The organism is Pseudomonas sp. TNT2022 ID1044 (assembly GCF_028656895.1).
Classification (GTDB): domain Bacteria; phylum Pseudomonadota; class Gammaproteobacteria; order Pseudomonadales; family Pseudomonadaceae; genus Aquipseudomonas; species Aquipseudomonas reinekei.
This window is the reverse complement of record NZ_JAMDHB010000007.1, coordinates 13617-32471: the sequence shown is the minus strand read 5'-3', so window position 1 is coordinate 32471 and position 18855 is coordinate 13617. Positions and strand designations below refer to the sequence as shown.

Annotated in this window: 18 protein-coding genes; 8 read left to right on the top strand and 10 right to left on the bottom strand. The window is 60.1% G+C overall.

Annotated elements, in window-relative coordinates; genetic code table 11:
* Nucleotides 1–102: 102 nt before the first annotated feature.
* From arsC to M5G20_RS10470, 3 genes are read left to right on the top strand one after another with little or no spacing between them, the layout of a single operon-like run.
* Nucleotides 103–456, top strand: coding sequence for an arsenate reductase (glutaredoxin) (gene arsC, locus M5G20_RS10480; protein WP_273919075.1), 354 nt, complete (start codon nucleotides 103–105; stop codon nucleotides 454–456).
* A complete protein-coding gene (gene wrbA / locus M5G20_RS10475) occupies nucleotides 453–1049 on the top strand; it encodes an NAD(P)H:quinone oxidoreductase (protein ID WP_273919074.1) in 597 nt (198 codons plus the stop codon). Before arsC ends, wrbA begins: the two co-directional genes overlap by 4 nt.
* Before the next feature lie 2 nt (nucleotides 1050–1051).
* Nucleotides 1052–1477, top strand: a complete 426-nt coding sequence (locus M5G20_RS10470) for a DUF2069 domain-containing protein (protein WP_150734999.1) — start codon at nucleotides 1052–1054, stop codon at nucleotides 1475–1477.
* A gap of 97 nt (nucleotides 1478–1574) precedes the next feature.
* Here the strand turns inward: M5G20_RS10470 and M5G20_RS10465 are convergent, their stop codons facing one another.
* On the bottom strand, nucleotides 1575–2249 hold the full coding sequence (locus tag M5G20_RS10465; protein WP_273919073.1) for a DNA-3-methyladenine glycosylase I: 675 nt from the start codon (nucleotides 2247–2249) through the stop codon (nucleotides 1575–1577).
* 147 nt (nucleotides 2250–2396) lie between these two features.
* Nucleotides 2397–3221, bottom strand: coding sequence for a tRNA 2-thiocytidine(32) synthetase TtcA (gene ttcA / locus M5G20_RS10460; RefSeq protein WP_075948844.1), 825 nt, complete (start codon nucleotides 3219–3221; stop codon nucleotides 2397–2399).
* A 292-nt stretch (nucleotides 3222–3513) separates the two neighbouring features.
* Between ttcA and M5G20_RS10455 the strand changes: the two genes are divergently transcribed.
* Both M5G20_RS10455 and M5G20_RS10450 read left to right on the top strand, forming a co-directional pair.
* Nucleotides 3514–4116 carry a Yip1 family protein gene (locus tag M5G20_RS10455; RefSeq protein WP_030131100.1) on the top strand — a complete coding sequence of 201 codons (603 nt, stop codon included), beginning with the start codon at nucleotides 3514–3516 and terminating at the stop codon, nucleotides 4114–4116.
* Between the two features lie 158 nt (nucleotides 4117–4274).
* On the top strand, nucleotides 4275–4769 hold the full coding sequence (locus M5G20_RS10450; protein ID WP_273919072.1) for a SprT family zinc-dependent metalloprotease: 495 nt from the start codon (nucleotides 4275–4277) through the stop codon (nucleotides 4767–4769).
* A 122-nt stretch (nucleotides 4770–4891) separates the two neighbouring features.
* Here the strand turns inward: M5G20_RS10450 and M5G20_RS10445 are convergent, their stop codons facing one another.
* The 3 genes from M5G20_RS10445 to M5G20_RS10435 all read right to left on the bottom strand — a co-directional run bounded on the left by M5G20_RS10445 (nucleotide 4892) and on the right by M5G20_RS10435 (nucleotide 7838).
* On the bottom strand, nucleotides 4892–6073 hold the full coding sequence (locus M5G20_RS10445; protein ID WP_273919071.1) for a CaiB/BaiF CoA transferase family protein: 1182 nt from the start codon (nucleotides 6071–6073) through the stop codon (nucleotides 4892–4894).
* Between the two features lie 143 nt (nucleotides 6074–6216).
* Entirely contained in the window at nucleotides 6217–7551 is a 1335-nt protein-coding gene (locus M5G20_RS10440; RefSeq protein ID WP_273919070.1) for a dicarboxylate/amino acid:cation symporter, read from the bottom strand.
* A gap of 11 nt (nucleotides 7552–7562) precedes the next feature.
* On the bottom strand, nucleotides 7563–7838 hold the full coding sequence (locus M5G20_RS10435; RefSeq protein WP_273919069.1) for a hypothetical protein: 276 nt from the start codon (nucleotides 7836–7838) through the stop codon (nucleotides 7563–7565).
* Between the two features lie 51 nt (nucleotides 7839–7889).
* On the opposite strand from M5G20_RS10435, the gene M5G20_RS10430 reads away from it, so the two are divergent.
* Complete coding sequence (locus tag M5G20_RS10430; RefSeq protein WP_273919068.1) at nucleotides 7890–8888, top strand: AraC family transcriptional regulator; 999 nt, start codon at nucleotides 7890–7892, stop codon at nucleotides 8886–8888.
* Between the two features lie 73 nt (nucleotides 8889–8961).
* Here the strand turns inward: M5G20_RS10430 and M5G20_RS10425 are convergent, their stop codons facing one another.
* The 3 genes from M5G20_RS10425 to M5G20_RS10415 all read right to left on the bottom strand — a co-directional run bounded on the left by M5G20_RS10425 (nucleotide 8962) and on the right by M5G20_RS10415 (nucleotide 11677).
* On the bottom strand, nucleotides 8962–10308 hold the full coding sequence (locus M5G20_RS10425; protein ID WP_273919067.1) for an ATP-binding protein: 1347 nt from the start codon (nucleotides 10306–10308) through the stop codon (nucleotides 8962–8964).
* Complete coding sequence (locus M5G20_RS10420) at nucleotides 10305–10982, bottom strand: response regulator (protein ID WP_150704900.1); 678 nt, start codon at nucleotides 10980–10982, stop codon at nucleotides 10305–10307. Before M5G20_RS10420 ends, M5G20_RS10425 begins: the two co-directional genes overlap by 4 nt.
* Nucleotides 10983–11074: 92 nt before the next feature.
* Nucleotides 11075–11677, bottom strand: a complete 603-nt coding sequence (locus M5G20_RS10415) for a hypothetical protein (protein WP_273919066.1) — start codon at nucleotides 11675–11677, stop codon at nucleotides 11075–11077.
* A gap of 274 nt (nucleotides 11678–11951) precedes the next feature.
* On the opposite strand from M5G20_RS10415, the gene M5G20_RS10410 reads away from it, so the two are divergent.
* Nucleotides 11952–12677, top strand: coding sequence for a 4'-phosphopantetheinyl transferase family protein (locus tag M5G20_RS10410; protein ID WP_273919065.1), 726 nt, complete (start codon nucleotides 11952–11954; stop codon nucleotides 12675–12677).
* 45 nt (nucleotides 12678–12722) lie between these two features.
* Here M5G20_RS10410 and M5G20_RS10405 read toward each other — a convergent pair whose 3' ends face one another.
* Together M5G20_RS10405 and M5G20_RS10400 are read right to left on the bottom strand one after the other, a co-directional pair.
* Nucleotides 12723–14333, bottom strand: a complete 1611-nt coding sequence (locus tag M5G20_RS10405) for an ATP-binding protein (RefSeq protein WP_273919064.1) — start codon at nucleotides 14331–14333, stop codon at nucleotides 12723–12725.
* A complete protein-coding gene (locus tag M5G20_RS10400) occupies nucleotides 14330–15052 on the bottom strand; it encodes a response regulator (protein ID WP_273919063.1) in 723 nt (240 codons plus the stop codon). The genes M5G20_RS10405 and M5G20_RS10400 overlap by 4 nt, the downstream gene beginning before the upstream one ends.
* A 738-nt stretch (nucleotides 15053–15790) precedes the next feature.
* On the opposite strand from M5G20_RS10400, the gene M5G20_RS10395 reads away from it, so the two are divergent.
* The gene (locus M5G20_RS10395) at nucleotides 15791–18685 is read left to right on the top strand and encodes a ribonucleoside-diphosphate reductase subunit alpha (RefSeq protein WP_150735010.1); all 2895 of its coding nucleotides are present in this window, start codon (nucleotides 15791–15793) and stop codon (nucleotides 18683–18685) included.
* Nucleotides 18686–18855 lie beyond the last annotated feature (170 nt).

Genomic DNA, 18855 nt, shown 5'->3' with positions numbered 1-18855 from the left:
ATCAAAAATTGATTGCGCCTGCGACCCATCGCCTCCCAAGGTTCTGGATTACGCGCTGCACAGTTAGAATAGCCGCCACCTTACGCAAGATGCGACCCGCTCATGACCGATCTGACGCTTTATCACAACCCGCGCTGCTCGAAATCCCGCGGTGCGCTCGAATTGCTCGAAGCCCGTGGCCTGGCCCCGACCGTGGTCCGTTACTTGGAAACCCCGCTCGACGCCGCGCAAATCCAGCGCCTGCTGGGCAAACTCGGGATCAGCGCCCGGCAACTGCTGCGCCCTGGCGAGGACGAGTACAAGACCCTCAACCTCGCCGACAGCAGCCTCGGCGAAGCGCAATTGATCGCCGCCATCGCCGCCCACCCGAAACTGATGGAGCGGCCGATCCTCGAAGTCGGCGACAAAGCCGTCATCGGCCGTCCACCGGAGCAGATTCTGGAACTGTTGCCATGAGTGCGCCGTACATTCTGGTTTTGTATTACAGCCGCAGTGGCTCGACCAATGAAATGGCCCGGCAAATTGCCCGCGGTGTCGAACAGGCCGGTCTGGAAGCGCGGTTGCGCACCGTGCCGGCCATTTCCACCGAGTGCGAAGCGGTATCGCCGGACATTCCGGACGAAGGCGCGCTCTACGCCAGCCTCGACGACCTGAAAAACTGCGCCGGCCTGGCGCTCGGCAGCCCAACCCGCTTCGGCAACATGGCGGCGCCGCTCAAGTACTTCCTCGATGGCACCAGCAATCTGTGGCTGACCGGCGCATTGGTGGGCAAACCTGCGGGGGTATTCACTTCCACGGCGAGCCTGCACGGCGGCCAGGAAACCACCTTGCTGTCGATGATGCTGCCGTTGTTGCACCACGGCATGCTGATTACCGGCCTGCCCTACAGCGAATCGGCCTTGCTGGAAACCCAGGGCGGCGGCACGCCGTACGGCGCCAGCCACCACGCCGGGGCCGATGGCAAAAGCGGTTTGGACACTCACGAAGTGGCGTTGTGCCGCGCGCTGGGCATGCGCCTGGCCAAGACAGCTCAGAAGCTGGAGGGCTAAGGGTGGCCAAGAAGCCGAAGATTCTGCCCGCCATCGAATGGCTCGAACCGCGCGTCAAGGCGATGCGCGTCATCAGCCTGCTGTGCTTCTTTGGCCTGGTGGGATTGCTCTGCGTTTACTACCTGATGGTCGCCGATCTGCACGGTGCGCGGCCGTGGGTGATTTTGCTGATCGAGCTGGTGCCGCTGCTATTGCTCGCACCGGGGATGATTGTCGGCAACGCCCGAGGGCATTCCTGGATGTGTTTCGTGGTGAACCTGTATTTCATCAAGGGCGCATTGGCTGCGTATGACCCGAACCGGCAGATCTTCGGGGTGCTGGAGATGGCCGCGAGCCTGGCGGTGTTCTGTTCGGCTTTGTTGTATGTGCGGTGGCGGTATCAGCTGAACCGCAAGCTGGCTGGCGAGGGGGATGTTTCCGTCGCCTGACAGATTGCAATCGCTAGCAGCTAGCTCCCACAGGGGACTTGTTCGGCACAGATCCAATGTGGGAGCCAGCCTGCTGGCGATTGATCACAACTCGGTCTCAATGATTGACGGTATAAGCCAGCATCATCGAAATTTCGCTCATCGACCGCCCGCCACTTTGCTCGTGCCACTGGTTGAACACATCCTGCACCAACGCCAGGTCGCGCAGACTGGTCGGCACCTTGTCGATGATCTTCTGCGCATTCAACGCCGCGACCACGTCGTAGCTCGGCACAAACGTGTCCTTGCCCACCATGCGCAGGAAACGCGGCGCCGACAGACCACCCAATTGATGGCCGCGCTTTTTCAGAAAGGTCCACAACCCGACGATATCGGTCACCGGCCAGTCGGCGATCATGGCACCGAAACTGCCCTTCTCGTGGGCCACGTCCAGCACGAACTGCGCATTGCGCGGCACGCTCTTGAGCTTGCCCAGGTGGCGGATAATCCGCGCGTCCTGCATCAGGCGCTCCAGGTGTTCGGCGCTCATCAACACGACTTTTTCCGGGTCGAACTTGAAGAACACTTCTTCGAAGGCCGGCCACTTGGCGTCTACCAGGCTGTGCTTGAGCCCGGCGCGGAACACGCGCAAAGCCATGGTCGAGAGGTAACGGTCATCGCTGATCTTGCGCAATTGTGCCGCAGACTTGGGAACGGGCAGATGGGCTTCCAGTTCAGCCGCCGAACCGAAACGGTTCAAGCAGTATTCATTCAGCCACTTGTAATCGCGCATGCCCTCTCCTGGGGATTGAAAAATGAACTGCCAACTTGTGACAAAACCCGTGGGAGCCAGCCTGCTGGCGATGAAGGGGTGTCAGTCAACAATAATGTGCCTGACACACCGCCATCGCCAGCAGGCTGGCTCCTACAGTGATTACGGTTAGAGGTTGACCACGTTGACGAAGCGCGAAGCCGCCGTTTCATCGATCTTGAGGTTGGTGAAGTCGAACAGGTTGCGGTCCGCCAGCTGCGACGGGATCACGTTCTGCAAGCTGCGGAAAATGCTCTCGGTGCGCCCCGGTGTCTTGCGGTCCCACTCCTGGAGCATTTCCTTGACCACCTGGCGTTGCAGGTTTTCCTGGGAACCACAGAGGTTGCACGGGATGATCGGGAACTGCTTGAGGTCGGAATAGGCCTGGATGTCTTTTTCGTTGCAGTAGGCCAACGGGCGGATCACCACGTTGCGCCCGTCATCGGCGCGCAGTTTTGGCGGCATGGCCTTGAGCGAACCGTTGAAGAACATGTTGAGGAAAAAGGTCTCGACGATGTCGTCGCGGTGATGACCCAAGGCCATTTTGGTCGCACCGATCTCGTCGGCGAAGGTGTATAGCGTGCCGCGACGCAGGCGCGAGCACAGCGAGCAAGTGGTTTTCCCTTCGGGAATCAGTTCCTTGACCACCGAATAGGTGTCTTTTTCGACGATGTGATATTCGATGCCCAGCTCTTTGAGGTAGGCCGGCAGCACGTGCTCGGGGAAACCCGGTTGTTTCTGGTCCATGTTCACGGCCACGATCTCGAACTTGATCGGCGCGACCTTCTGCAAGTGCATCAGCACGTCAAGCATGGTGTAGCTGTCCTTGCCGCCGGACAGGCAGACCATGACCTTGTCGCCGTCTTCAATCATGTTGAAATCGGCAACAGCCTCACCGGCCTGACGGCGAAGGCGCTTTTGCAGTTTGTTCTGGTTGACCGTAAGAGTGCCCATGACGCGAAATCCGTGAGGTGTGACGAAAGGCGGGCATTTTACGCAAAAACGCCTTGAGGGCGAAGTGCCCACTATCGCCACTGTCGTCACACAGGCACATCCACAGACACTTCCGCGATTACCCCACCTCTTTACAGCGCAATTTGCTCTAAGCCCTCTCTCCTTGTGCGGTTAACTCCTTTCTATACTGCGACATAAGGTCGCATTGGAATTCAGACCTATGACTTGCTGGGCCGTATTGGTCCGTAGGCGCTCCACTGGGGGGCGACGGTAAAAAAGAGGAGTGACTGGCATGATCCATCACGTAGTGGGGCTCTTCACCCACCCTGACCAAGAATGGAAAGAAATCCGTGGCGACCAGGAGGAAAGCATCAGCCACATGTACCTGACCCACACCCTGATTCTGGCGGCGATCCCTGCCGTGTCGGCGTTTATCGGCACCACGCAGGTCGGCTGGGTGATCGGTAATCGAGCGCCAGTGATGTTGACCATGGAAAGTGCGCTATGGATGACAATCATGTCGTACCTGGCGATGCTCGGCGGCGTTGCGGTGATGGGCGCGTTCATCCACTGGATGGCTCGCACCTATGACGCCAATCCCAGCCTGGCACGCTGCGTAGCATTTGCGACCTACACCGCGACACCGCTGTTCATCGGTGGCCTGGCGGCGCTGTACCCGCATATGTGGCTGGGGATGATCGTCGGCACTGCGGCGATTTGCTACACGGTCTACCTGTTGTATGTCGGGCTACCGACGTTCATGAACATTCCATCTGACGAGGGCTTTCTGTTTTCCAGTTCGGTACTCGCCGTAGGCCTGGTGGTGCTGGTGGCCATCATGGCGTTTACAGTCATTGTCTGGGGACTCGGCGTGGGGCCGGTCTATACAAATTAGCAACACTCCCCCTAATAATCAGATCTGCCGACACAGGCCGCCGCAAGGCGGCCTTTTGATGCATCTGCCAGGAGAAACGCAACGACCATTCGGCGCTCAAACGATTCGCAAGGCCCGAGGGTTGCGGCATACTCGACGTCTCTGGAGATCCATCAAGCATGCCCGAGCAACTCAATACCCGCGTCGAAGACTGTTTCCAACAAGCCGAATCTTTTTTCAAACGACCTTTCAAACGCCCCGTGGTGAGCCTCAAGCTGCGCGGGCAAAAAGCCGGCGTCGCGCATTTGCACGAGAATCTGCTGCGTTTCAACCTGCAGTTGTACCGGGAAAACACTGAAGATTTCCTCAAGCAGACCGTGGCCCATGAAGTCGCGCATCTGATTGCTCATCAACTGTTCGGTGACCGCATCCAGCCCCACGGCGAAGAGTGGCAATTGATCATGCGCGGCGTTTACGAACTGCCGCCCAATCGCTGCCACACCTACGACGTCAAGCGCCGCAGCGTGACCCGCTACATCTACAAGTGCCCGTGCCCCGACAGTGATTTTCCCTTTTCGTCACAGCGCCATGGGCTGGTGCGGCAAGGGCGGCGGTATTTGTGTCGACGCTGTCGCAGTACGTTGGTTTTCAGTGGGGAGATGCGGGTCGAGTAGCTGGGCTTTTGTTGTGGCTGCACTGGCCTCATCGCCAGCAGGCTGGCTCCCACAGGGGATCAACGGTCCACCATAGATCCATTGTGGGAGCCAGCCTGCTGGCGATTACTATTTATCAGGCACTAAAGAACCACCTTGGACCGCCGCAACTCTTCTATCCGCTGCGCACTAAACCCCAACTCCCCCAACACCTGATCCGTATGCTCCCCCAACGCCGCGCCAATGTGTCGAGGTTCCGGCAACCCATCCGAAAACTTCAGCGGACACGCCATCTGCGCCTGGCTCGAGCCATCGCCACGCGGCACTTGGGTGACCAGCTCCCGCGCCTGCAACTGCGGATGCCGCAGCGCTTCGCCCACGCTCAATACCGGCTCGACACAGGCATCCAGCTCGGCAAACAACGCGCAGAGTTCGGCAAAGTCATGCTTCTCGAACTCAACCGTCAACGCATCCTTGAGCGTCTTCTGCTGCGCCGGTTGTGGCGACAGTCCGAGGCTCGCCAGCTCTTCCAGGCCCAGCGCCACACACAATTGTTTCATGAACGCCGGTTCCAGACTGCCCACCGACAACCAGCGTCCATCCCGCGAGCGGTAATAGTCGTAAAAACTGCCACCATTGAGCACTTGGTCTTCCCGGCCCGGCTCGACACCGCAGGCCAGATACCCCGCGCCCGCCATGGCGTTCAGGCTGAAGGCGCAATCGGTCATGCTCACATCCAGGTGCTGCCCCTGCCCGGTTTGCTGCCGGGCAATCACCGCCGCCAGCAGTCCGATCACCCCGTGCAGCGAACCGCCGGCGACATCCGCCACCTGCGGCCCCAGAGGCAGCGGTCCGCTGTCGGCGCGGCCGGTGTAGCTCGCCAGCCCGGCCAGCGCCAGGTAATTGATGTCATGGCCGGCGCGGTCCTTGTAGGGGCCGGTCTGGCCATAGCCGGTGATCGACACATAGATGAGCTTCGGGTTGATCGCCTTCAAGGCTTCATAGCCCAGCCCCAAACGCTCCATGACACCGGGGCGAAACTGCTCCAGCACGATGTCGTAGTCCTGCAACAACTGTTTGATCACCGCCAGTGCATCAGGCTGCTTGAGGTCCAGCGCCAGGCTGCGTTTGTTGCGGTTGAGGTAGGCATGGCTGGCCGATACACCCCGGTCGTGGGGTGGCAGCACGCGCAGCAGGTCCATGCGGGTTGGCGATTCGATGCGCAGCACCTCAGCGCCCATGTCCGCCAGCAACAATGAGGCGAACGGCCCCGGCAGCAGCGTCGAGAAATCCAGAACCTTGAGTGATGCCAGTGGACCGAGCATGGATATTCTCCCTGAATGATGCTCCCAGCCTAGGCAGCCGGACGCTCAGGGGCAATAACCTTATGTGCCAGTGACGCTGACCGTTGCGCTCAAGTCGCAGGCAGAAAAAAACCCGCCGAAGCGGGTTTTTCATTGCAGCCGATTTACTTGGCGTTAACCGGGGCCAGCTCATCGGCGTGGCCCAGAACGTCGTCTTTAGGCTCTTCGGCAATGCCGCGACCGCCCGAGGCCAGTTCGGCTTGCAGCACGTCGGTGTCCAGTTCCTTGACCCACTTGGCCACGACGATGGTCGCCACGGCGTTACCCACCAGGTTGGTCAGGGCACGGGCTTCGGACATGAAGCGGTCGATACCGAGGATCAACGCCAGGCCGGCAACCGGCAGGTGGCCCACGGCGGACAGGGTGGCAGCCAGTACGATGAAGCCCGAACCGGTCACGCCAGCAGCGCCTTTGGAGGACAGCAGCAACACCACCAGCAGGGTGATTTGATGGGTGATGTCCATGTGGGTGTCAGTTGCCTGGGCAATGAACACGGCCGCCATGGTCAGGTAGATCGCAGTACCGTCGAGGTTGAACGAGTAACCGGTCGGGATCACCAGACCCACGACGGATTTCTGCGCACCCAGACGCTCCATCTTGATCAGCATGCGCGGCAGTACCGATTCCGAAGAGGAAGTACCCAACACGATCAGCAGTTCTTCACGGATGTAGCGGATCATTTTCAGGATGCTGAAGCCGTGAGCGCGTGCGATACCGCCCAGCACGATCAGGATGAACAGCAGGCAGGTGATGTAGAAGCAGATCATCAGTTGACCCAACTGCACCAGCGAGCCGACACCGTAGGCACCGATGGTGAACGCCATGGCACCGAAGGCACCGATTGGCGCGAGCTTCATGATCATGTTGATGATGTTGAACATCACGTGGGCGAAACGATCGATGAAGTCCAGCAGCGGCTTGCCGTAGGCACCCAGGCGATGCAGGGCGAAACCGAAGATCACCGAGAACATCAGCACTTGCAGGATGTCGCCCGTGGCGAACGCGCCGACGATGGTGGACGGGATCACGTTGAGCAGGAAGCCAACGACGCTTTGGTCAGCACCGGCCGACACATAGGCAGCGACTTTGGAGGCGTCCAGGGTACTCACGTCGATGTGCATACCAGCGCCTGGTTGCACGATGTTGACCACGACCAGGCCAACCAGCAACGCGATGGTCGAAACGATTTCGAAATACAGGAGTGCGTAACCACCGGTCCTGCCGACCGACTTCATGCTCTGCATGCCGGCGATACCGCTGACAACCGTACAGAAGATGATTGGGGCGATGATCATTTTGATCAGTTTGATGAACCCGTCACCCAGCGGCTTTACGGCCACACCGAGCTGTGGATAGTAGTGACCGAGCAAAATACCGATGACAATTGCAACGATCACCTGGAAATACAGGGATTTGTACAGTGGCTGACGAGTCGTCATTGCAAAGTTCCTCAAGAGTGCGCGCAGGCAAATCCATCTGTTGCCCGGGACACCTCAATTGCGAACCCTCCTGCACTGGAGGGATTTGTTTTTTCGAGCTGCGCGACGGCAGGCCTCTGCCCGTTGTATCGCAAAGCCCGTGCCACCTCCGCTGAAACACCCGCGAGCCTTTTGATATCAAGGGTTGCCGGTCGTGCCTGGTCATTGCTCGACTGAAGCGCAATGGCGGATTTCCGCCCTTCAAACAAATCAGGTCCTGCAATTTGGCGGATATCCGCCTTGTTCATCGATTGGAACCGCAGCTACCATCCGTCGCTCAATGGACGGATTTGCCCGCTATGCGCGAACGCACCATCGCCAGTCACTTTGCCCGCGCCGTCCTGGGTGGCGCGCAACGTCGTGGCCTGGACTATTCGAGCCTGTTGCAACAATTGGCGATCAGCCCCGAATTGCTCGACGAGCCGCGCGCGCGCATTGCCCCGGAACAGTTCACCCGGCTGATTCAGGGGTTGTGGCTGGCACTGGATGACGAATACCTGGGTTTCGGACGTGGCCCCAGCAAGCCGGGCAGCTTCGCGATGATGTGCCATGCGGTGATCCACTGCCGTAACCTGGAGAAGGCGCTCAATCGTGGTTTGTTGTTTTATAGCCTGTTCCCCGACGCCCCGCGCCTGACCCTGAAGCGCGAAGACGACATGATCCGCCTGAGCCTCGACGATTCGCAGCTCTGGGACCCGGATCATTTTCTCAGCGAGAGCTTGTTGGTGATCTGGCATCGCTTCGGCAGCTGGCTGATCGGCCAGCGGATTCGCCTGGAGCAGGCCGCCTTCAGTTACCCGCGACCGGAACACGGCGCCGAGTACGACTTGCTGTTCTCCTGCCCGTTAACGTTTTCCGGAAATCAGAGCAGCCTGCTATTTCACAGCCGCTACCTGAACATGCCGCTGTTGCAGGACGAACGCACCCTCAAGCATTTTCTCGAACACTCGCCGGCCGATCTGCTGTCACGCCCGGACGACGGCAACAGCCTGAGCAGTCAATTGCGCCGCTTGCTCAGCCGCGACGATGCTCGCTGGCCGGACCTCGACGCAGTGGCCGCGCATTTACACATCAGCCCGCAAACGCTGCGTCGGCATCTGCGTGAGGAAGGCACCAGTTTTCAGGAACTGAAGGATCAGTTGCGTCGGGACATCGCGATTTATCACCTGAGCCGCGCGGACCTGTCATTGCAACAGATTGCCGAGCAACTGGGGTTTTCCGAGCCTTCGGCGTTTCACCGGGCGTTCAAGAAGTGGACGGGGCTGACACCGGGCGCGTATCGCGCGCAGGAAAATTGAGCTTCAGACTCGACTTTTTCGGTGCTCAAACCACCCCCATCGCGGGCAAGCAAGTGCAGTAACGATCTGCCGGTCAAACCACCGGAAAATGAATCCGGAACGCCGCGCCGCCCATGGGTGAATCGCCCAGGGTCAATTTGGCGTTGTAGCTTTCGATGATGTCCTTGACCACCGCCAGGCCGATGCCCTGCCCCGGATGTTGTCGATCCAGTCGCTCGCCGCGTTCGAGAATCCGCGCCCGCTGGTCCATCGGCACGCCGGGGCCGTCGTCTTCGACGCACAACTCCATACCGATGAGAGATTCCCGCACGCTGATGCGCACTTCGCCCAGGCACAGGCGATAGGCGTTCTCCAGCAAGTTACCGAGCATTTCCAGCAAGGCCCCCTGCTCGATCGGCACGAAGCATTCTTGCGGCAGATCGAAGGCGACCCGCACACGTTTGTCGCGGTAAACCTTGTCCAGCGTGTCGCACAGGCTTTGCAGCACCGGCCGCAGGCGCACCTGATGCCGTACGAGACCGCTTTTGCGCAGGCTGGCGCGCTGCAGCTGGTAGCTGATCTGCTGGCTCATGCGTTCGATCTGGGTTTGCAGCACCCACGCCTGATCGCGATCTTCCGGGCGTTGCGCCATGTCTTCACTGACGCCTTGCAACACCGCCAGCGGCGTTTTCAGGCTGTGTGCCAGATCATCCAGGGAATCCCGATAGCGACTGCGCTGTTCGCGCTCGCTGTGCAGCAAACGGTTGAGCGAGCCGGTCAGTCGTAACAGTTCCCGGGGATGCTCTTCGCTGAGGCTTTCGCGAGTGCCGCCTTCAATCTGGTCCAGTTCCTGACTCAACCTACGCAAGGCTTGCAAACCCCAGGTCAGGCCGAACCACAGTAACGCCAACAGCACCAGCAACGCCGCGCCGAAGCCCAGGTAGAGGTTTTCCCGCAGGCCTTCGAGGGTGACTTCGTATTCGCGCACCGGTTGCAGGGCAACAATGCTGAACGCCGCACTCTTGCCCCCCAGCAGTTTGACCTCGACGTCATAGACGAAGAATTCCGCGCCGTTGGCCTCGCTGATTCTCGCGAACTCGTTGCCGCGCCCGTCGTAGCGCGGCTTGTAGTTGATGTGTTCTTCCTGAGTGGCCTTCGACCGCCAGACCAGACGTCCTTCGCGGTCGAAGATGTAGCCGAGCAAACGGCTGTCGGTAAGATTGAAGCGCTCGTCGGGCAATTGCGCCGGCATCTGCAAGCTGTTGTTCTCAACCCGGGCGGCAGAAATCAGCGTCGTCACGTCGGACGCCAGGCGCTGCTCGATGGAGTCCTGCAAGGCGAGACTGAACGCGCCTTGCATGGCCGGCAGCAACGCCAGCATGAACAACACCGCCAGCAGTGTGGCGGCGAGCATCAAGCGAACGCGAAGAGAACGAATCAAGTGCAGCGCTCATTGAACAGGTAGCCGAGACCGCGCACGGTGTCGATCGGCTTGAAGCCTGCCGGGCCTTCGAGTTTGCGGCGCAGACGGCCGACCAGCACTTCGATCACATTCGGATCGCGCTCGTCGTCATCCGGGTAGAGCTGCTCCATCAACCGGTCCTTGGCCACCACTTGCTGATGATGACGCATCAGGTATTCGAGGATGCGGTACTCGTAGGCTGTCAGCGCCAGCGGTTGCTCGTCGAGGGACGCCTGCTTGCGATTGAGATCAAGCAGCAACGGGCCGGCAACAATGGTCGACTGGGTAAAACCGCTGGAACGGCGCAGCAAGGCATTGAGCCTGGCGTCGAGTTCTTCGAACTGAAACGGCTTGACCACATAGTCGTCGGCCCCGGCGGCCAGGCCTTCGACCTTGTCCTGCCAGTTGCCCCGGGCGGTGAGGATCAGGATCGGGAACGTCTTGCCACCCGAACGCAACTGGCGAATCAGATCAAGCCCGCCCATGCCCGGCAGGCCGAGGTCGATCACCGCCAGATCAAAATTGAACTGCCCGGTTTGATACAAGGCTTCTTCGGCATTGGCCACCGACTCGACCACGTGGCCGCTTTCCGTCAGGCGGGTTTGCAGGTGATGGCGCAACAGCGCTTCATCTTCGACAACCAGCAGTTTCATAACGCTCTCCCGGGTAAATCAGAATCTCCAGACCTTAGTAGTCTGTGGGAATTAGCCTGCAAGGCTCCTCCAGACTACTAAGGCGAACCGCTTTAGAACGCGTAGTTGGCCGACAGGTAAGTCTGCGCGCTGCTGGTCAAATCCAGCGAGCCCTGTTTATTACCACCGTTCACACTCATTTCGGTGCTGGCATTGCTGCGCAGGTAGCGGTAACCCAATTCAACCGAGGCGTTTTGCGAAACCTGTTGCAGGACGCCCAGTTGCCCGCCGATGGCGTAACCGATATCGCTGTCGCGGCTGTAGCCGGGCGAGTCCTGGGTCAGCTTGGTCAAACCGGCCGTGGCGCCCCCGAACAACTTGGTGCTGCCGCCCACCGGATAGAACAGATCGTAGCTGCCCAGCAGGTTTTCCTGACGCAGTTTAATCCCATTGTGCGAGCCAGACACGTTGTCGTAGGTGGCGTAGTAACGGCCCTGACTGTTTTGCTGCCCCAGACGCACGCCCCAGGTGTTGTCCTTGCCGATCACACCATCGGCATTCGGGTGGTTGAGGTTGGAGTCCAGCGCGTTGGACTTTTTAACCTTGTCGCTGGTCTGTCCAAAAGTAAGGCTGGCAAAATTTTCATCGGCCGCGTGGGCAGCGACGCTGGCGCCCATCACAGTGAAAGCCAACAGCAGTTTTTTGAAAGTAGTCATTGCGGAGTTACCTCATGCGCTATCTTGCTTTTCGGGTATGGCGCAAGGTTACGGCCCCCGCCCTGAACTCCCCCTGAACGCTCTCTGAACCTGAGCTGAACCCACTCGACCTGACTGTTTCGGCACGTTTCAACAGGAGATTCGCCCCTGCGCATGTTTCTCGTTGTTCTCTTGCTGGCCCTGAGCAGCCCCGGCCAAGCCGCCATCAAGCCCCCTCGCCACAAAAGCCCTTTTGCACTACCCAGCCGCAGCTCAACCCGGCAAAATGTCCGCCATGAATTCCGTCCCTGCCATGCCCGCCTGCTGCACCCCCCTCGATGCCCATTGGCCGCTACCGATTGCGCTGCCAGATACGGTGCTGCTCAGTACCCACTTCGATCCTGCGCAACTGCTCGGCGATGACTTCCAGCGCAGCGCCATCGAGGCGCCAGCGAGCATCCAGCGCTCCGTCGCCAAGCGGCAGGCAGAGTTTCTCGCCGGGCGAATCTGCGCCCGTGCCGCCCTGCAGCAACTCGAAGGTTTGGGCTTCAGCCCGGCCATCGGCGAGGACCGGGCGCCCGTCTGGCCGGCGCACATCACCGGTTCGATCACCCACAGCACCGGTCGGGCAGCGGCCATCGTCGCGAAAAAAAGCCATTGGCGCGGGTTGGGCATGGACCTGGAAAACCTGCTCAACACCGAACGCGCCGAACGCCTGGCCGGGGAAATCCTCACCGCGCCCGAGTTGCAGCGCATGGCCGCCGGCCGACGCGATCAATTGGCGTTGCGGGTGACCCTGACCTTTTCGGTGAAGGAAAGCCTGTTCAAGGCGCTCTACCCGATCGTTCAGAAGCGCTTTTATTTTGAACACGCCGAAGTGCTGGAATGGACCGACGCCGGTGCGGTGCGATTGCGGTTGCTGACGGATTTGTCCAGCGAGTGGCGCAACGGTACGGAGCTGGAGGCGCAGTTCGGAGTGCAGGATGGACAGTTGTTGAGTCTGGTCAGTATCAGGGCCTGAGGCCGCCGTCGCCAGCAAGCCGGCTCCTGCCATTCCCCACACCTCTCAACGCCGCTCCTGATTTCTCGGCCAACTCAAACTGAAACAAGCCCCACCCAGGCTTTTGCTCTTGCCGATCAACGCCCGTCCGTCATGCCAATGGATAATCCGTCGCACAATCGACAAGCCCAGGCCATGCCCGCCCGAGGCCCGGGTGCGGCTGTCGTCGAGGCGCAGGAATGGGGTGAAGATTTTCTCCCAGGCGATTTCCGGGACGCCCGGCCCGTCATCTTCGACATCCACCCGGCAACGCTGCTGCCCCACCTGATAACTGATGGTCACCCGTGATTGCGCATGGCGCATGGCGTTGCTCACCAGATTCTGGATCGCCCGATGCAGGTAACGCGGTTCGGCCTCGACCCAGGCGTCGTCGTTATCGGCCGCCGACAGGCACAACCCGCGTTGCACCGTGACATCGGCGCGCAACGGCGCCAGCTCCTCGATCACCTGATTGACCAAAGCATCCAGATCGATGCGCTGAAAATTCAGCGCCGGCGACCCCTGCTCCAGTCGCGCATACGTCAGCATTTCATCCACCAGGCGATCAAGGTCCTCGATGTCGTGGTCCATGCCTTCGCAGTACTTTTCCAGGGCTTGCGGCGTCGTGGCCGAGCCGATCATCTCCAAGCCAAACCGCAGGCGCGCCACCGGTGTACGCAGTTCATGGGACACCGCGCGCACCAGTTCACGCTGGATCGCCAGCAGTTGTTGCAAGTGCTCGGCCATGCCATTAAAGGCCGAAGCCAGTCGCCCGACCGAGTCCGCGCCGCGCGCCGGTACGCGGGTTTCCAGGCTGCCCTTGGCAATGCGCGTGGCCGCGGCTTCCAGACCGCGCAAGCGCCGCTCAAGTTGACGCACCAGCAGGTAGACGATCAAACCGATCAGGGTCAGGCCCAGCGCGGCAATCAGCACCAGCCATTCCGGTGGATAGGGATTCATCTGGTACAACGGACCGATTTCCAGCACCCACGGCGTGCCGACCATCCCGGCGAACACCCGGATCGAATCGCCGCCCTTGCCCAGCGCCATCACCGTGTCACCTTCGGACACGCGACGGCTCTGGTCTTCGTCCATGTCGGCGTCTTCGACCGTGACCAGGCGCAAGTCGAAACCAAAGCCCTTGTCCTGCTTCAACTGCGCCAAACGCACCGGCTGCTCGCCCACCGGGTAGCGCACCAGTTCGTCGGCCAACAGGTAAATTGTCGCCCGGGCCAGTTGCTCGCTGATCTGCTGCACTTCCCCGGTAAGGATCAGTTGTTCCTTGTCGCTGACCAGGCGGTAAACCTTCGCCGCATGCGGTCCGGTTTGCTCCACCAGCGCCTCGCCGTGCAGCACGCGGGTGCGTTGACGCAAGTCGAGTTCGGTTTCGCTGAAGGTTTTCAGCGCCAGCGGAATCCCCAGCAAGCGCTCCCACACCAGCAATGCCCGGTGGCGCTCGGTCTGGTTCATCGGTTGCAGGTTGTCGGCCATCAACGAAAACGTGCCGTGGGCCAGACGTTCGCGGTACTGCTCGCTGCGCACCTGGTTGAGCATTTGCAACGCCAGCACGCCAAGCACCGCTACCAGAATCAGCGCGGCGCACATGCCGCCATAAATACGCAGGAAGATCGAATTCACAGGGTTTGGTCTACGCAGGCCTCGGGAACGAACAAATAGCCTTTGCTGCGCACGGTCTTGATCAGCCGTGGATGATCCGGGTCGTCGCCGATCTTCGGACGGATGCGCGAGATGCGCACGTCGATGGAGCGGTCCTGGCCGTCGTAGCCGATGCCGCGCAGCGCGGTAAAGATTTCTTCCCGGGACAGAATGCGCCCGGCGTTGGCCACCAGCAGCCAGAGCAAGTCAAACTCGGCGCTGGTCAGTTCGATGCCATTGTCGTTCAGCCAGGCTTCGCGCAAGGCGTTGTCGACCACCAGCGGGCCGAACTGCAGACGCCGTTGTTTTTCCGGGACCGGCTCAGGGGTTTCACTGCGTCGCAGCAACGCCTGGATCCGCGCCAGCAGCAAGCGCGGACGCACCGGCTTGCATACGTAATCGTCGGCGCCCAGGTCGAGGCCGAGGATCTGGTCGGTGTCGTCGCTGCGCGCGGTGAGCATCAGGATCGGGCCGTCATAGCGGTCACGGACCTTGCGGCAAATGCTCAGGCCGTCTTCACCGGGCAGCATCAGGTCGAGGATCACCAGGTCCGGCTGTTCCTTGATGATGCGCGCCGCCGCCAGGGCACCATTGCCCTCGATCGACACACGCAGGCCATTGGCTTCCAGGTAATCGCGGGTCAGCTCGGCCAGACGCTGGTCGTCCTCCACAATCAATACCTGCCAGGCTTCTTGCTCCACGGGTGACCTCTGCTTGCCAATGACGCTGATAAGGAAGGATCCGCCCGTCTTTTTGTAATGATTCGGGGGATAGATTGCATACACGCTAACCGATTGTATAGAACGTCGCCCGCACAGAACACAAGCCGGTAAATGCGTTCGGACGTGGCGTTTTTTTGTGATAGGGTTCGCGCCCTTAAAAATCCGGCCGGCCGTTTTCAATCATTGAAAACTGGAGAAAAAAGGTCCGGTCCAGCAGCATCGCGGCCTACACGCCGGTTCGCTCTTTCACACACAATTTACGCACAGGTTTATCCACAGGTAGTACGTTGCAATCGCCCCCCAAAACGCATTATCTTGTACCCCAGCGCCAAAAAAACCCTAGATGTAGGGTTTAGCGCAAAAAACCAAACACAAACCGGACACCAATTTCAAGCGCTTTTCTTGCCTCTGTCCGGTTGATTCAAGCGTATTTTCGAAAGACCAAACCGCGCATGCGGATGGCTACTGTATTTCGGCCCGAAGGGGTGAAAACGGTACGGGTGTTGCAGTCCTGAACTGTCACCTCAAAGGACCCCGGTCTTGCGCCCAAGGCGCAAGACCAAAGACTTCGGCATGGAAGCGGCGCCCAATAGCCCCCTTCCTGATCTGTCCCGAAGTTGGTATGCCCGGCCCTTGCCGGTTGTAGTGCTTCAGGACGGAACGGTGGGCACTGTGATGGTGCCCAAACAAACATAGAGAATGTGGAGACAACCCCCCATGCAAACCGACACAACTCGCGAGAACCCGCAGGGCACCTTGCCGCAGGCTACCGATTCGAATCAGGATCTGTCCGCCACCGCGCCTGGCCAACTGCGCGTGATCAAGCGTAACGGCACTGTCGTTCCTTATACCGATGACAAGATCACCGTCGCCATCACCAAAGCGTTTCTCGCAGTTGAAGGCGGTACCGCTGCCGCTTCGTCGCGAATCCACGATACCGTGGCCCGCCTGACCGAACAGGTCACCGCCACCTTCAAGCGTCGCATGCCATCGGGCGGCACCATCCACATCGAAGAAATCCAGGACCAGGTCGAACTGGCCCTGATGCGCGCCGGCGAGCAGAAAGTCGCTCGTGACTACGTGATCTACCGTGACGGTCGCTCCAAAGAACGCGCGGCCCATGCGCCGGCCGAAGAAGCCGTCAACGCTCACCCGTCGATCCGCATCACCCGCGCCGACGGCACTTTTGCACCGCTGGACATGGGTCGTCTGAACACCATCGTCACTGAAGCGTGCGAAGGCCTGGAAGAAGTCGACGGCGACCTGATCCAGCGCGAAACCCTGAAAAACCTGTACGACGGCGTGGCCCTGACCGACGTCAACACCGCCCTGGTGATGACCGCCCGTACCCTGGTCGAGCGTGAGCCGAACTACTCGTTCGTGACCGCCCGCCTGCTGATGGACACCCTGCGTGCCGAAGGCCTGGGCTTCCTCGGTGTGGCCGAAAGCGCTACCCACCACGAAATGGTCGACCTGTACGCCAAGGCCCTGCCGGCCTACATCGCCAAGGGTATCGAATTCGAATTGCTGAACCCGGTCCTGGCCTCCTTCGACCTGGAAAAACTCGGCAAGGCGATCAACCACGAGCGTGACCAGCAGTTCACTTACCTGGGCCTGCAAACCCTGTACGACCGTTACTTCATCCACAAGGATGGCGTGCGTTTCGAACTGCCGCAGATCTTCTTCATGCGCGTGGCCATGGGCCTGGCGATCGAAGAGAAGCACAAAGAAGACCGTGCGATCGAGTTCTACAACCTGCTGTCGTCCTTCGACTACATGTCGTCGACTCCGACCCTGTTCAACGCCGGTACCCTGCGTCCACAGCTGTCGAGCTGCTACCTGACCACCGTGCCGGATGACCTGTCGGGCATCTACCACGCGATCCACGACAACGCCATGCTGTCGAAATTCGCTGGCGGCCTGGGCAACGACTGGACGCCGGTTCGTGCGCTGGGTTCGTACATCAAGGGCACCAACGGCAAATCCCAGGGCGTCGTACCGTTCCTGAAAGTGGTGAACGACACCGCCGTCGCCGTTAACCAGGGTGGCAAGCGCAAAGGCGCTGTCTGTGCCTACCTGGAAACCTGGCACATGGACATCGAAGAGTTCATCGAGCTGCGCAAGAACACCGGTGATGATCGCCGTCGTACCCACGACATGAACACCGCCAACTGGATCCCTGACCTGTTCATGAAGCGCGTCTTCGATGACGGCAAGTGGACCCTGTTCTCGCCATCCGAAGTACCGGACCTGCACGACCTGACCGGCAAGGCGTTCGAAGAGCGTTACGAGTACTACGAAGCCCTGACCGAGTACCCGGGCAAGGTCAAGCTGTTCAAGACCATCCAGGCCAAAGACCTGTGGCGCAAAATGCTGTCCATGCTGTTTGAAACCGGCCACCCGTGGCTGACCTTCAAAGACCCGTGCAACCTGCGTAGCCCGCAGCAGCACGTTGGCGTGGTCCACAGCTCGAACCTGTGCACCGAGATCACCTTGAACACCAACAAGGACGAGATCGCCGTTTGCAACCTGGGCTCGATCAACCTGCCGAACCACATCGTCAACGGCAAGCTGGACACCGCCAAGCTGGAACGCACCGTGAACACTGCCGTGCGCATGCTCGACAACGTGATCGACATCAACTACTACTCGGTGCCGCAAGCGAAGAACTCCAACTTCAAGCACCGTCCGGTCGGCCTGGGCATCATGGGCTTCCAGGATGCGCTGTACCTGCAGCACATTCCTTACGGTTCCGATGCTGCCGTGCAGTTCGCCGACACGTCCATGGAAGCGGTCAGCTACTTCGCGATCCAGGCGTCCTGCGACCTGGCTGACGAGCGTGGCGCCTACGAGACGTTCCAGGGTTCGCTGTGGTCCAAAGGCATCCTGCCACTGGATTCGCAACAGATCCTGATCGAAGCCCGTGGCCAGAAGTACATCGACGTTGACCTGAAGGAAACCCTGGACTGGGCACCTGTGCGCGCCCGTGTGCAGAAAGGTATCCGTAACTCCAACATCATGGCCATCGCACCGACCGCGACCATCGCCAACATCACTGGCGTATCGCAGTCGATCGAACCGACCTACCAGAACCTGTATGTGAAATCGAACCTGTCGGGCGAATTCACCGTGATCAACCCGTACCTGGTTCGCGACCTGAAGGCTCGCGGCCTCTGGGACTCGGTCATGATCAACGACCTGAAGTACTACGACGGTTCGGTGCAGCAGATCGAGCGCATCCCGCAAGAACTCAAAGAGCTCTACGCGACCGCGTTTGAAGTGGACACCAAGTGGATCGTTGACGCCGCCAGCCGTCGTCAGAAGTGGATCGACCAGGCTCAATCGCTGAACCTGTACATCGCTGGCGCTTCGGGCAAGAAGCTGGACGTGACCTACCGCATGGCCTGGTACCGTGGCCTGAAAACCACTTACTACCTCCGTGCCCTGGCCGCGACCAGCACCGAGAAGTCGACCATCAACACCGGCAAGCTGAACGCTGTTTCCAGCGGCGGCAACCACGGTGACGACTCGGTCCTGGCAGCCCCTGCCGGTCCTGCTCCAGTGCCAAAGGCCTGCGCCATCGACGAGCCGGATTGCGAAGCTTGCCAATAAGCTGAGCCGTTAAGCGCCGCATGGCGCTGACCTGAAACCCCCGATTAGTCCTCTGGATTGTCGGGGGTTTTCTTTTTTCAGGAGCCGGCTTGCTGGCGATGAACGATGACGCGGTCTGTCTGGAAAACCGAGGCGCCTGGATCGCCAGCAAGCCGGCTCCTACAAGGTTC